We start from the raw sequence: 12,976 nt of genomic DNA on the forward strand, positions 1-12,976 counted from the left end.
TTTATTTCTCCGTTATTTCAAGATAAACGTTCCACAGCCCGCTAAGGCGGTTAAGTTCCGCCTTAAAATCCGCCGTAAGAGCATACTGCCCGCTTTGGCTCAAATCATAAGCGCCGTAGAAAAGGAAGGTAAGGAAAATATTTTCGTCGCAAATATATTCAAGGGTTTGCTTTGTAGTCTCGGAAAGATTTTCCAAAACGAGCGCCCCTGACTTTTTGCTGAACTCGTGCCATCTTATCAGAGTACCGTCGGCAGTGTAATGGTATCCGCCTTTGCGATATCCGCTCGGTGTAAAAGAGGTCAAAGCCTTATCCAAAAAAAGCAGACGCGAAAGAAGGGCAAATTCGTAAAAATACACGCTTTCCACTTCGCCGAGCAAGGTAAATTTGAAAGAGGCTGCCTCAAGCGGGGCGTCAAAAGTTATCAAAATATCGCGCCCGCTTTTAACCAGGGCGAAATCTTCAAAAAGCGTAAAATTTTCGTCCGAGGCCGCCCTTTTATACTCTATCGTTATACTTTGCGCGTCGGTATTTTTGATCAATATTTTCTCGGCCGAAACCGTTCCGGCAAAAGCGGCCGTCACCGCGCCGCTTATTGTGTTTTTGCTCCCGTGTTTGATGGCAAAAACCTCGCCCTGCGCGTCGCTTAAAGAGGCGGCTTCAAGAATATTTGGCGTAAGTATTTCTATTGGTTTTATAGTCATAATGAACTCTCCGAGCTTCTATCCCGTCCGATTTTATAGCTTATCTTGGCCTGCTCCACCGCCCAGCTGACTCCGCGCCTGGCGGCGTTTGATATTTCCTCGCATATTTTGCGCACGTCCGAATTTTGGGGCGCGCCGTTAAAAGTTACCGGCGTATTTACCGTAACGCTGATATTGCCCGCGCCACCGCTGCCGAATTGGGCCGGCGCGGAGTTATATGCCCCGCCTTGTATTGAACTTACGACCTCCGGCGGCAAAACGAACTCGCCCGCATGCAAATAATAAGCGCCCGTTTCTTCTATCGGTCCGCCACTCCGCCTGCTGCCCAACAGCCCGCCGAAAACCCCGCCAAGCAATCCTCCACCGCCGCCGAATATCGCCGAAAGCAAATTATTGGCCGCCATTTTGCTTAAGGCTTGCGCGAAACCCGATACCATATTCTCCCAGACGCTTTTTATCAAATCGTCTATCTTGCCGAACGATTCGGATGTAAAATTAAAAAAATCTTCCAGCCCGCTCTTTAACGAGGAAAACCCCGAATACGCGCTGTTTGCCACCACGCCGCCGCTTTCTTGCGCTTCTCTTTTTAAAGAGTCGTATATCTCGGCGACTTCCTCGCCCGCATTTCTAAAGTCGTTATACATTTGCTTTAGGCCTCCGTCTTCAAAAACGGCCTCAAGCTCAACGCAGAATTTTGCTATGTTCTCTATCATTTGCTTATCCCTATTTTTGATAATTGCGCTTCTTCGTTTATGAAGCGCCTTACTCTGCCCGCCCTGAAAGCGGCCGCCCGTTCACAGGCCCACGACAGCCACTCCAGACTGTGCGCCAATATATATTCCGTCTTATAGCCGTAAGCGAAAGCGCAGAAACTCACCGCATCCGAAAGTCCCTCCGCCCCGCGGCCGCTTTCAGGGCTTGCGTAAAATTTACGAATATCCTTCCGAAATCATTGACTTCACCCAAAGCCTGCACAAGCTCGCTGAGTTCCAAAAGGCTTATTTTCTCCTGCGGATTGCTTATGTCCTTTAAAACTCCGCAGGTAATTATATTGATAAGATCGCGGCTCTTGCTGCTGCCCAAAATTTCCAATATCCGCGCGGCGCGCAAAGCGTCGGGGGCGTCTTTTAGAGCCTCGCCCTCCAATTTTACGTCGTTTATTATCCGCCATATATCTATGCTCTGCTTTATGCTTAGCGCTTTTATTTCCACTTCGCGTCCACAGAGTTTCACTATCCTTGATTTAGGGCACATCGCTTCCAGTTCGTTCATTAAATTCTCCTTATAAAGCCCGGCCCGAAAAGGCCGGGCGAGTTTATTTCCGAGCGCGCCGATAAGGCGCGGGGTTTAAAGGTCTTCTATCATACCGAAACGCTTGCCGCGATCTTTGCTCATATCGGGCAGAACGTCAAATTCCGCCTCTATTAGAGTTTCGCCGTCGCGTTTGTAGGTCTGCCCCGTTTTACCCGTGGGGCGGCAGCGCCAAAAGGTATATTTGCGCGAAGAATTATTCGCACCTTTAACGTTTATAAAAAGCGTTTTTACCATATTGTCGGTTTTATCGCCGAATTCTATTTTGCCGCCGATGGGCGCGCCTATGCCCAAGGAAAGGGCTATATTCTCCAAGGTAGCTTCCGAAAGCGAAAACTTTATCTTTAAACTTTCGTCCGTGGTTACCTTGTCTATCGGCGCCAGCACCTGATCCACTTTAATATCGTAAGAAGTTTCCTCGTGCTCTATGGAAACGCCACCCTTTATAAAACCCAAATCCGTCGCCGCGCTTTCCTGCGCGCCGTAGTCGCCCGCCTTAACAGTGCCGCTGGCGCTTACGCCTACTACTATATTTGTTGATGATGACATATAAATCTCCTATCTGAATTTAAAAATAAAATTCACCGCCCGACAATGCCGCCCCAGCTCGTCCATATAATCGCTGCCCCCGATTTTCTTTGCGTAGTATATATTGTGCCCCTGGGAAGGTATGCCCCCGCAGTTTAAATCCAACAGCGCGCTAAGCACCTTGCTTATCGCCGCGGTTTGGGCGTAATCTTCGCCCGTTATCACGAAGGTTACGCCTTCTTCGCTTAAGACTTCGTCATAACTCCCGCCCGGATTGCTAGACCTGTACACCAAATACGGCACTCTTGAAGTTATAGCCGCGTAATTGGGATAGATTTTGCAGTCGCGTTCGTCTGCGCTTAATGCCGTCCGTAAAGCGGAGTCCGAAGCCAAATACGAATAAATATCTTCAACTATCATACTTCCCCCTTTATGCCGCGCATATATTCGCTTATTCTCTGGAAACATCTCCGCCCGCACGGCAGAAGATAGGGCCTGGCTTTCATTCTCGCGCCGCCGTATTCCAGGTAGACCGCGTACGGCGCGGCGCTGATGTCCGTTCCTATCTTTATTGAGGCCCCAGCGTCGCCTTCTTCATAAACCACGCCGCTGGATTCAAGCAGACGCCCGCTGACTTTATACGGCGCGCCGTACGCGGGTGAGCTTTGCCGCTCCCCTTGCAACACAGCGCCCGTTTTGGAAAGGCTCCCTTGCAGATCCGTTTCCGCCTCGCTTGCCGATACTCTCGCCGCATTTAAAAGAGCTCCCAGCAATTTCGAGCCGAAATTATCCATATCCCGTTTAAATTCGTCTGAGTTGTTCTTTATGGGCATACTGTTTTCCTTTCCAAATATAGGCAAAGATATTTCTTCGCGCCGCCAAGCTCTATTCTGCCGGTAATATCGTAGTAAAAGCCCCCGATCTTTGCTCTTAGCCGACCTTGCGGGAGCGAAAGATATTCCAAGTAAAGCGAATGGGTGGCGTATTGATATTCTGGCGAGCTGTAATGTTTTTCGCCGGCGCTGCGCGTTCTTAGGCGGCAAGGGACTTCGCTTTTTAGAGTTTCCCAAGTTTCCGAGCGCGAGCCGTAAGCGTCGGCGGAGCCCAAGGAAAGTTTTTCTATGTCGCACACGCGGTTAAGAAGCGCCTTAAAGCTCATAAATTCACCTTCCTGTAACTTTCCAGCAGCACAGCCGAAGAAGGCGGGACTTGCCGCTCGTCGTAATAGCTGACGGAATAATCTCCTAAAGTTTCGCTCTTGACGCCGCCGCTTTCCTGTTCGCTAAGCATAGAAGCTATCCAACAGCATATCGCCAGGCGGATATTTGCAGGTACGCTTTCCTGCGAGGCCGCTATCCCAGCCTTATAACTGGCCAATACCGCGCCGCGCCAAGGCGTGCTTTTCTTGATAAGTCCGTTATATTTATCCGCCTTTAGAGAAGAAACTTCTATCTCTTCCCCGTTCTGTATTATTTTGCTTATTTCGAATACGGGATATTGCTCCAACTGGAGATATTTGCTTTTTCCGTTTTCAAAATCGTGCGGCTCTTCCGTTATCTCCCGCGCAATTATATAGCGCCCCATATAACGTTCGGCCGCTATTGTGCACGATTCCAAAAGAAGATTCAAAAGAGCATCTTTTGACTCGTCCTCTTCGCTTATTTTAAGATAGATCTTTAAATCGCCCAGGGTGCAGGCGGGCTGGATTATTTCACTCATGTAAGCTCCTTGAAAAGGCGGCGCGTAAAAACGCCGCCTTTTTATCTCTTAAGGTTATTTGAATATAAGGTAGCTAAACGCGCTGCCGAAAGTTACGTCTATGGATAAGGCCTGCGTAAAGCGCAGCCAGGTTTGATCCATCATAAAAGCGCTGTCCAGGGTAGAGCCGTCGCTGTTCCACGAAGCCGCATCCTGAGATACTTTTACCGTCATCTCCTCCCTGGGGGAAATCAACAGGTTCTTGTTAAATCTGCCGAAGAACGCTATCGTGCCGTTTCCGCCGGTTAAAGCGCCCGCATCGCTTACCGTATTGGGGATCTGAGAACTTACCACATAAGGCGTATTCCATATCGTGGCGGGATTGCCCAAAGAAGGCGGGGCCCATATATAATTGCCGTTGCTGTCTTTAAGTTTCATCAATTTGTTAAGGCCCGCGCGTGAGAGTACTATAACGCCGTCTTTGGAGTTGGCTTCGCTCAAACTGAAAATCAAATTGGCGATGTCGTCGAAGCTGACTTCATTGCCCGCCATAGCCACTTTATTCGCGCCGCTGGCGTGCAATATGCCCGTGAACGGATCGGCGCTGCCGTCGCCCAGCAAAGCGACTCTTTCTATTTCCAAAGCCATAGCCTCGGCCACCAGTTCTGAAAGGAATTGCGTAAGATTTATTGCACTGTCGCGAATTAACTCGTCGGTGCATTTGATTACCGTAGCCAATACTTTAGCCGTCTGCTCAAGCTGACCGAAAGTGGGGTTGCTTATACCTTTTACCCCGTTCTCCGCTACCCAGCCCACCTGCAGATTGGTAAGCTGTTTGGGGATTTGCCTCTTCCAAGAAGACATCGGCAATATATTGGCTATCTGCATTATCGGGCTGGATTCGTTCATCATACGGATAACCTGCGCCGAAAATTCCGTCGGTACCAAATAGCCGCCGCCCGTCGCGCCGGAGGCGCCTTCGCTTAAAACCGATTTGAAATCGTTTAACACCGAGTTGCGATTCTTGGCCGCCAAAAGAAAATTCTTCATATTCCCGAATTTGCGCCCGTATTCGCTTGTCCATTTCTCTTCCTTCTGAAAGCCGCTTCTGCGTTTAAACGCGGCGTACTTTTCCATTATCTCGCTTTCCGAGTTCGGTATCACGGCCTTGCTGTCTGCGGGATGGAGACGATTGATTATATCTTCTATCATCTTCTCAGCTTTTTCTTTGGTGATGCAGGATTCTATCTTGCCGTCAAGCGTCTTCCTGAGTTCTTTTATGGAGCCCATTATATCGTCCATTTATTTCTCCTCTAAACTCTTTTCCGCCGTTCGGGCTTGATTTACGCCAATAAAAATAGCCATCAAACCCTTGCGCGGATTGACGGCTCTTCCCCTATTCTGATACAAATGTATCAAATTCTTATCAAATTGTCAATAATTATATTTCCCGGCCAAAATAAAACCCCGCCTAAAAAGGCGGGGTTTAAAAGGATTTAAATATTTTATAAAGCTCTGCCTGAATTTAATATGCTGTTTTCAACTTTTTCGGCTTCTTTATATGCCCAAGATCTCACTTTATCGGTTGTGGCCTTTATCGTCTGTGCGATATCTAAAGTCCCAAAGGATACCAAACCTTTGCCGTTTACTTTTACAACAGCTTGCAAAATATAATATCTGTCCGCATCATAGTCGAACTTGGGGTTGGCGTTATAACGAAATTTTTGCAGTTCCTCAATAAGGCCGGAATAGTCTTCGGCTTGCGCCATGGCGTCATAACGGGCTTTTTGCTCCGCCGGTATTTTGGCGACCTGTTCTTCTATAAACTTTTTATAGCTTATTTTTTTGTCTCTCTTTTCTTGATATTCTTTCCAGCGCCTGTCGTTTTCCTCTTTCCTAAGCTGCTTCAGCAGGGCCTCGCCTCTCAAAGAAGTCTGCCTTTCGCTGCGATATTCCGCTTCCGTCTTGTCTTTTAAATCTTCAAGTTTTTGATCAAGCTTATTATTCTCTTGTTTTTCATCTTTCAAATCTTTAATCATATTAAACAGAAAGATACCACTTTCCATTATCGCGCCCTCTCTGCCGGGAACTCTTTCCCCGTAATATTGGGCCATTGTAAACGTCGGCAAAACGGCAAAAGCCGCGGCTATTATCGTCATCTTCTTTATATTCATATTTAACGCTCCTATAAACTTTCCTTTCTTATATTATCTAATTTTTATATCCCGGCTGTAAGTGACCTTTGGGCATATTTACCTCTTTTTTAGGCCTATCCCTTTTTGGGTCTTTTGGCCCAAACGCCCGCCACCAGGCTTTTGTCTTATATATAAATTTACCTTAAATACTTGTTGGCAATGTTCTTATCGCCGAGTTTATTTGATATAAGGTTCAGTTCCACTTCCTGCAGGGATAAGACATCGGGAACTTGAAAATCCTCAAAATCTAAAAGCGTAATTTTAAGCTCTCCTTTTGGCGTGCGACGCATATGAAGGTTGTTTATAATATCCGTATGATGAAAACCCGCCGAATTTAAATCCCTATAAAAATCGACTATCTCATCCCACTCGCTCTTTTTTATTGGGATATTGTTAAGAAGAGATAAAGCGTCAGGGTACTTCATTCCAAACAGATTAAATCCGCTCACATCGACCTTGCTGAGAATAAACGGTACGTCAAAACGACTACCCCCCCAGCGAACCTTGCTTTTTACAAAATTTATCTCACCGTCTATCTTCTGTGCTACGTGGGGCGGCAAAGCGTCCATTCCCTCGCTTATTACTTTTGGATATTCTATCTCCAAATGCTTGTATTTTGAAAGAAGATTATTATCCTTTATTATTTTATCAAGTTGTTTTGTCCTTTCCAGTTCACTCATTTTGCCGAATTTTAAGTAGTATTTTACATCGCCGGAATTATCCATAAGTTCCCATACCGGGCGCAGGGATCCAAATCCCTCATCCTTAACGTTCCTGGCCATATTGATAGATGAGAGAGGGTTCTTGTTTTTCAGCATTGAAAAGGAAACTTTCTTTACACCTTTAATAGAGGCTACAAACTCCTTTATTTTGTCCGTTATAAGGTAACGCCCGCCTTTTAATATCGGCGAGGCCATCGCATATACCAAATCCCCTGACGCAAAATCTATCGCTATCGGGAAAGCGTCCTCATAAAACTCTATGTTCTTGTCTATTCTCCTCTTGTTTAATTGCTGCGACAATAATCTGTCCTGCCCTGCCCGCTTCCCTGATTGTATTATATTGTCCGTCGCTATCTGCCCTATCTTCTTCCCGCCAAAATGCTGGTTTAATGCTATATCTCTCCAGTTTGAAACTATCGCCATCTCCGCATTGCCAAATGTATAATCCGCATAATAAAAAGGCTTCTCAAATTCAAATAAATCATTGGCTATCTGCGCCAGACTCCTGTTTAACGCACCCGCCGCCATACTCGTCGCTATATCTTCTATCACCTTCTCCCTAGAGGGTATCTTCCCATACCTGTTTAATCTTTCCGCCAAAGTACCGGGCGATATATACTCCAATAAGCTAAGGGCATTGCTTATATCCTCTCCCTTCGCATTCATACTGTTAAAAAACAATGTGCCAAGCGAAGTTATCTGTGTCAAAAACGACGGATCAAGCTTCTCCGCCTCTTTATAAAAATACTCCGCTTCGGGTATCCCTTCCGCCAACACCTCTTTTAAAGCTTTCGCGCTTACCCCCGCAGGTAACGCCGCACCGCTTAAATGCCTGTCTATATACGCTCTTACGTCCGCGCCTGTTATCGCTTCGCTCTGCATTGGCACCAAGACCCGCCTTATAAATCCGTCAGCCTTATCGCTGTATTGCCTTATAAAGTTCTCTATCTCTTGCTTCCTTCTCAAAAATACACGTTTGTCATACTTCCCTTTTACCAAGTCAAAATCATACCCCTCATACCCGCTTAGCATAAAACTGTCGCCATTAGCCAAGTACTTCGCGTAATCTTTGTATACCTTCTCCTCCTCGTTTATGGCTCTTATAAAATCGTTTAGCTGTTGATAATATGAACTCAAATAAAACGCCCCGTACCATACATCTCCCTTATCCGGAAACGGAATCCGCTTGGATACATCCACCCTGCGCGGATTTAATACTATCTCCGCTACCGTCTTATCGGCTAATGCCCTCACGTTTACCGCTTTTTGCCTCTTCAGTTCTTTATACGATGTCGCCAATACGTCTTTGAAAAGTTCTCCCTTCTTGTCGTAAGGTGCAAGATTGGGAATTCTGTCTTCTATAAAAGTGCGCGGATACGCCGCAAATGATACCGCGTTATATCTGTCCGAATACGTCCTTAACCCGCTTAATACACGCTTTACTTTACCCGCATAAAAAGATTTCAAAATCGCCTCTTGCGTTATATACGGATTTTCCGCATTTAACGCGGCGATATTTTTCTGCCCGTATACACCCGAGGGTAAAAACAAAGAGATAAATATAATAAAACTAAAAATAATATTTTTCATAATGATATTTTATCTTTACCGGCAATAATGTAACAAGGTGCTTTTAGGTAACAAAAAAGTACCCTTTAGGCCCATAAAAAATACCCCCCGTCAAAGAAACGGAGGGTATAGAAAAAGATCAAAGACAACTATAAAGGCCATCTGCCCATATCGGAGCGGGCGGCCTCGGGGCCAAATTCCTTAAGATAATTGGCCGAGCCTTTCTTCTCCCTCAAATGCATGGCTCTTAACTTCTTTTCTAAATCCTCAAGTTCTAACATATCCGATACGCCCAAATGCTCAAAATCCAATAAGGTAATTTTTAACTTGCCGTTCTCAAGCCGCCTTATATGTAAATTATTCCAGATATCCGTATGATAAAAACCAGACTTATTCAAATCGCCGTAAAAAGCCACGATTTGTTTCCATTCCTCTTTAGTTATTGGAATATTATTAAGAAGTGCTATGCTCTCCGGTGACGCATTCGCCAAAGTAAAGCCGCTGGCGTCCACCTTGTTTGTGACAAATTGTACTTCCAAACGATTTTTGGAGTCGCGCATCTTGGATGCTATATTTTTCATATCGGAAGATATCTTCTCCGCCATTTCCGGAGGCAAACCCTCCAACCCTTCGCTTACTACGTGCGGATATTCTATTTCAATAAGATTGTATTTAGAAGCCAAATTCTGATCTTTAATTATCTTGTCTATTTGTTTCGTCCGATATAATTCCCTCTTGCTGCCGTATTTGAAGTAATATACAACCTCGCCGCTTTCATCAGACAACTGCCACACGGGACGAATCAGTCCATCGGCTGATTTTATGTTCTTTGCCGTTTTAACGCCAAAGAGTTTCCCTAAATTCTTGGTTGCCGCCTGCGGAGCATACTTTAAACCTTTAATAGAGGCAGTTAAATCCTTCACTCTGGCCGCCATTAGGTAACGCCCGCCTTTTAATATCGGCGAGGCCATCGCATATACCAAATCCCCTGACGCAAAATCTATCGCTATCGGGAAAGCGTCCTCATAAAACTCTATGTTCTTGTCTATTCTCCTCTTGTTTAATTGCTGCGACAATAATCTGTCCTGCCCTGCCCGCTTCCCTGATTGTATTATATTGTCCGTCGCTATCTGCCCTATCTTCTTCCCGCCAAAATGCTGGTTTAATGCTATATCTCTCCAGTTTGAAACTATCGCCATCTCCGCATTGCCAAATGTATAATCCGCATAATAAAAAGGCTTCTCAAATTCAAATAAATCATTGGCTATCTGCGCCAGACTCCTGTTTAACGCACCCGCCGCCATACTCGTCGCTATATCTTCTATCACCTTCTCCCTAGAGGGTATCTTCCCATACCTGTTTAATCTTTCCGCCAAAGTACCGGGCGATATATACTCCAATAAGCTAAGGGCATTGCTTATATCCTCTCCCTTCGCATTCATACTGTTAAAAAACAATGTGCCAAGCGAAGTTATCTGTGTCAAAAACGACGGATCAAGCTTCTCCGCCTCTTTATAAAAATACTCCGCTTCGGGTATCCCTTCCGCCAACACCTCTTTTAAAGCTTTCGCGCTTACCCCCGCAGGTAACGCCGCACCGCTTAAATGCCTGTCTATATACGCTCTTACGTCCGCGCCTGTTATCGCTTCGCTCTGCATTGGCACCAAGACCCGCCTTATAAATCCGTCAGCCTTATCGCTGTATTGCCTTATAAAGTTCTCTATCTCTTGCTTCCTTCTCAAAAATACACGTTTGTCATACTTCCCTTTTACCAAGTCAAAATCATACCCCTCATACCCGCTTAGCATAAAACTGTCGCCATTAGCCAAGTACTTCGCGTAATCTTTGTATACCTTCTCCTCCTCGTTTATGGCTCTTATAAAATCGTTTAGCTGTTGATAATATGAACTCAAATAAAACGCCCCGTACCATACATCTCCCTTATCCGGAAACGGAATCCGCTTGGATACATCCACCCTGCGCGGATTTAATACTATCTCCGCTACCGTCTTATCGGCTAATGCCCTCACGTTTACCGCTTTTTGCCTCTTCAGTTCTTTATACGATGTCGCCAATACGTCTTTGAAAAGTTCTCCCTTCTTGTCGTAAGGTGCAAGATTGGGAATTCTGTCTTCTATAAAAGTGCGCGGATACGCCGCAAATGATACCGCGTTATATCTGTCCGAATACGTCCTTAACCCGCTTAATACACGCTTTACTTTACCCGCATAAAAAGATTTCAAAATCGCCTCTTGCGTTATATACGGATTTTCCGCATTTAACGCGGCGATATTTTTCTGCCCGTATACACCCGAGGGTAAAAACAAAGAGATAAATATAATAAAACTAAAAATAATATTTTTCATAATGATATTTTATCTTTCTTGCCATAATACGGCAAGGTACCTTTGGGGAAGACAAAAGGTGCCCTTTAGGCCCATAAAAAATCCGCCGCTGTATATCGGCGGCGGATTTTAACATCAAGTAATCGCAAGGCTATTTCTTGTAGGAAGCGCGTGCTTTATAATGGTTGTGCAATAATTTATGCGCTTTCTCGCTGAGAGGCTCGCCCAAAAACTCCTTGTATATCTTTTGAACTGCGGGGTTATCGTGCGAACAGCGGACTTTCATTGAGGCGTCCTCGTCATACAAGCCTTTGGCTCTAAGTTTCCTAAGCTCATTGGTTACGCCGTAGGGCTGGCCTCCGCCCGCCACACAGCCGCCTTCGCAGGCCATTACCTCTATAAAGTGGTACGGCGGCTCTTTGCCTTCCGCCTTGGCCTTCTTTATCTTAGCAAGCACTTCGCCGACATTGGCCAAACCGTGTGCTATCGCCACTTTTACCTTGGTACCGGCGACGTCTATCTCCGCTTCCTTTATACCTTTCAAGCCGCGGACTTCCTTAAAGTCCAAACTCGCAGCTTCTTTGCCGGTTATAAGGTAATGCGCCGTCCTTAATGCCGCTTCCATTACGCCGCCCGTCGCGCCAAATATAGTGCCGGCACCGCTGTAATCGGCTAAAATGTCGTCGCCTTTGCGCTCCTCGATTTCCTTAAAGTTCACGCCCGACTGTTTTAACATTCTCGCCAATTCGCGCGTAGTAATAGAAACATCTATATCCTGATAGCCCGAAGAGAACATATCATCGCTTCTGGTTATCTCGTACTTCTTGGCCGTACACGGCATTATCGATACCATAAAGATGTCCTTAGGGTCGATATTGTGCTTTTGGGCATAGTAAGTTTTTGACAGTGCGCCCATCATCTCCTGCGGGGATTTTGCGCTGGAGAAATTATCAATTATATCGCCGTGATACTTTTCCATATAATCTACCCAAGCAGGGCAGCAGCTGGTTATTAAAGGAAGGGTACCGCCGTTGGTAAGGCGATGCTTAAACTCGGAAGCCTCTTCCATTATCGTCACGTCGGCGGAAGTATTGGTATCAAATACAGCTTTAAAGCCCAGTTCGTACAAGGCCGCGTTAAGCTTGCCCGTAAGATTGGCGCCCAAAGGAAAGCCGAAAGCCTCCCCTATCGCCACTCTTACCGCGGGCGCCATCTGCACTACGCAGTATTTCTTCTCGTCCATCAAAGCGTTCCACACTTTTTGGGTGTCGTCGTGCTCCACTATCGCGCCTACGGGGCAATGAGCAGAACACTGCCCGCATTTTACGCACGGCGATTCCTGAAGGTTTATCTCGCCCGCGGGCGAAAGTTCCGTCTTAATGCCTCTCTTCAAAAACGCAAGCGCCCAAACATTTTGCACCTTCTGGCATACCTGTACGCAGCGCCCGCACAGTACGCATTTGCTGGTGTCTATTGTTATAGTGCCGGTAGAATCGTCTTTCTTATGAGGCTGGCGGTTGACTATGCTGGGGAAAGCGTCTTCCCTTATGCCGAATTCCGCGCATAATCTTTGCAGCTCGCAATCTTGGTTGCGCGCGCAGACCAGGCAGTCTTTGGGGTGGTTGGACATTATAAGTTCCAGCACCGTGCGCCTGATACTTACCAATTCCGCGTCGTGTGTAGTAATTTCCATACCTTCCGTAACTTCCGTCGTGCAGGCTCTGGGCATCTTCGGCATGCCTTTTACCTTAACTATACACAAGCCGCAGCCGCCGCTCGCTTCCAAATCCTCATGTTTGCATAAGGTCGGTATCTTTACTTTAGCCTGTTTGGCCGCTTCCAAAATCGTCGTTCCTTCTTTAACCTCTACCGGTTTGCCGTTAATTTTTAACTTAATCATATTCT

General features: G+C 46.1%; 14 protein-coding genes. All 14 read right to left on the reverse strand.

Features of this window, described 5'->3' with window-relative positions; all coding sequences use genetic code 11:
- Position 1: 1 nt before the first annotated feature.
- Entirely contained in the window at positions 2-703 is a 702-nt protein-coding gene (locus ACQY3M_RS01215) for a hypothetical protein (protein WP_428065453.1), read from the reverse strand.
- Positions 700-1,416 (reverse strand): hypothetical protein, encoded by a 717-nt coding sequence (locus tag ACQY3M_RS01220; protein ID WP_428065455.1) that lies wholly within the window; start codon positions 1,414-1,416, stop codon positions 700-702. The genes ACQY3M_RS01215 and ACQY3M_RS01220 overlap by 4 nt, the downstream gene beginning before the upstream one ends.
- Positions 1,413-1,580 carry a hypothetical protein gene (locus tag ACQY3M_RS01225; protein ID WP_428065457.1) on the reverse strand — a complete coding sequence of 56 codons (168 nt, stop codon included), beginning with the start codon at positions 1,578-1,580 and terminating at the stop codon, positions 1,413-1,415. Before ACQY3M_RS01225 ends, ACQY3M_RS01220 begins: the two co-directional genes overlap by 4 nt.
- Positions 1,577-1,975, reverse strand: coding sequence for a hypothetical protein (locus tag ACQY3M_RS01230; RefSeq protein ID WP_428065459.1), 399 nt, complete (start codon positions 1,973-1,975; stop codon positions 1,577-1,579). Before ACQY3M_RS01230 ends, ACQY3M_RS01225 begins: the two co-directional genes overlap by 4 nt.
- A gap of 75 nt (positions 1,976-2,050) precedes the next feature.
- The gene (locus tag ACQY3M_RS01235; protein WP_428065461.1) at positions 2,051-2,563 is read right to left on the reverse strand and encodes a hypothetical protein; all 513 of its coding nucleotides are present in this window, start codon (positions 2,561-2,563) and stop codon (positions 2,051-2,053) included.
- Positions 2,564-2,572: 9 nt separating this feature from the next.
- The gene (locus tag ACQY3M_RS01240) at positions 2,573-2,962 is read right to left on the reverse strand and encodes a hypothetical protein (RefSeq protein ID WP_428065463.1); all 390 of its coding nucleotides are present in this window, start codon (positions 2,960-2,962) and stop codon (positions 2,573-2,575) included.
- Entirely contained in the window at positions 2,959-3,375 is a 417-nt protein-coding gene (locus ACQY3M_RS01245) for a hypothetical protein (RefSeq protein WP_428065465.1), read from the reverse strand. Before ACQY3M_RS01245 ends, ACQY3M_RS01240 begins: the two co-directional genes overlap by 4 nt.
- On the reverse strand, positions 3,366-3,701 hold the full coding sequence (locus ACQY3M_RS01250; RefSeq protein ID WP_428065467.1) for a phage head completion protein: 336 nt from the start codon (positions 3,699-3,701) through the stop codon (positions 3,366-3,368). Before ACQY3M_RS01250 ends, ACQY3M_RS01245 begins: the two co-directional genes overlap by 10 nt.
- A complete protein-coding gene (locus tag ACQY3M_RS01255; protein ID WP_428065469.1) occupies positions 3,698-4,261 on the reverse strand; it encodes a phage head-tail connector protein in 564 nt (187 codons plus the stop codon). The genes ACQY3M_RS01250 and ACQY3M_RS01255 overlap by 4 nt, the downstream gene beginning before the upstream one ends.
- Before the next feature lie 54 nt (positions 4,262-4,315).
- Positions 4,316-5,542: a phage major capsid protein gene (locus tag ACQY3M_RS01260; RefSeq protein ID WP_428065471.1), complete on the reverse strand. Its 1,227-nt coding sequence runs from the start codon at positions 5,540-5,542 to the stop codon at positions 4,316-4,318.
- A 203-nt stretch (positions 5,543-5,745) separates the two neighbouring features.
- The gene (locus ACQY3M_RS01265) at positions 5,746-6,414 is read right to left on the reverse strand and encodes a hypothetical protein (protein WP_428065473.1); all 669 of its coding nucleotides are present in this window, start codon (positions 6,412-6,414) and stop codon (positions 5,746-5,748) included.
- A gap of 158 nt (positions 6,415-6,572) precedes the next feature.
- Complete coding sequence (locus tag ACQY3M_RS01270) at positions 6,573-8,747, reverse strand: hypothetical protein (protein WP_428065475.1); 2,175 nt, start codon at positions 8,745-8,747, stop codon at positions 6,573-6,575.
- 128 nt (positions 8,748-8,875) lie between these two features.
- Positions 8,876-11,092, reverse strand: coding sequence for a hypothetical protein (locus ACQY3M_RS01275; RefSeq protein ID WP_428065477.1), 2,217 nt, complete (start codon positions 11,090-11,092; stop codon positions 8,876-8,878).
- 130 nt (positions 11,093-11,222) lie between these two features.
- Positions 11,223-12,971: an NADH-dependent [FeFe] hydrogenase, group A6 gene (locus tag ACQY3M_RS01280; RefSeq protein WP_428065479.1), complete on the reverse strand. Its 1,749-nt coding sequence runs from the start codon at positions 12,969-12,971 to the stop codon at positions 11,223-11,225.
- Between the last annotated feature and the right edge of the window lie 5 nt (positions 12,972-12,976).

The organism is Candidatus Proelusimicrobium volucris (assembly GCF_959605025.1).
Taxonomy (GTDB): Bacteria; Elusimicrobiota; Elusimicrobia; order Elusimicrobiales; family Elusimicrobiaceae; genus Proelusimicrobium; species Proelusimicrobium volucris.

Excerpts from the sequence above, each read along its gene's own strand:
- ACQY3M_RS01215 (WP_428065453.1), bottom strand. The coding sequence starts at position 703 with ATGACTATAAAACCAATAGAAATACTTACGCCAAATATTCTTGAAGCC.
- ACQY3M_RS01250 (WP_428065467.1), bottom strand. The coding sequence starts at position 3,701 with ATGAGCTTTAAGGCGCTTCTTAACCGCGTGTGCGACATAGAAAAACTT.
- ACQY3M_RS01245 (WP_428065465.1), bottom strand. The coding sequence starts at position 3,375 with ATGCCCATAAAGAACAACTCAGACGAATTTAAACGGGATATGGATAAT.
- ACQY3M_RS01235 (WP_428065461.1), bottom strand. The coding sequence starts at position 2,563 with ATGTCATCATCAACAAATATAGTAGTAGGCGTAAGCGCCAGCGGCACT.
- ACQY3M_RS01220 (WP_428065455.1), bottom strand. The coding sequence starts at position 1,416 with ATGATAGAGAACATAGCAAAATTCTGCGTTGAGCTTGAGGCCGTTTTT.
- ACQY3M_RS01275 (WP_428065477.1), bottom strand. The coding sequence starts at position 11,092 with ATGAAAAATATTATTTTTAGTTTTATTATATTTATCTCTTTGTTTTTA.
- ACQY3M_RS01260 (WP_428065471.1), bottom strand. The coding sequence starts at position 5,542 with ATGGACGATATAATGGGCTCCATAAAAGAACTCAGGAAGACGCTTGAC.
- ACQY3M_RS01240 (WP_428065463.1), bottom strand. The coding sequence starts at position 2,962 with ATGATAGTTGAAGATATTTATTCGTATTTGGCTTCGGACTCCGCTTTA.
- ACQY3M_RS01270 (WP_428065475.1), bottom strand. The coding sequence starts at position 8,747 with ATGAAAAATATTATTTTTAGTTTTATTATATTTATCTCTTTGTTTTTA.
- ACQY3M_RS01230 (WP_428065459.1), bottom strand. The coding sequence starts at position 1,975 with ATGAACGAACTGGAAGCGATGTGCCCTAAATCAAGGATAGTGAAACTC.
- ACQY3M_RS01265 (WP_428065473.1), bottom strand. The coding sequence starts at position 6,414 with ATGAATATAAAGAAGATGACGATAATAGCCGCGGCTTTTGCCGTTTTG.
- ACQY3M_RS01280 (WP_428065479.1), bottom strand. The coding sequence starts at position 12,971 with ATGATTAAGTTAAAAATTAACGGCAAACCGGTAGAGGTTAAAGAAGGA.
- ACQY3M_RS01255 (WP_428065469.1), bottom strand. The coding sequence starts at position 4,261 with ATGAGTGAAATAATCCAGCCCGCCTGCACCCTGGGCGATTTAAAGATC.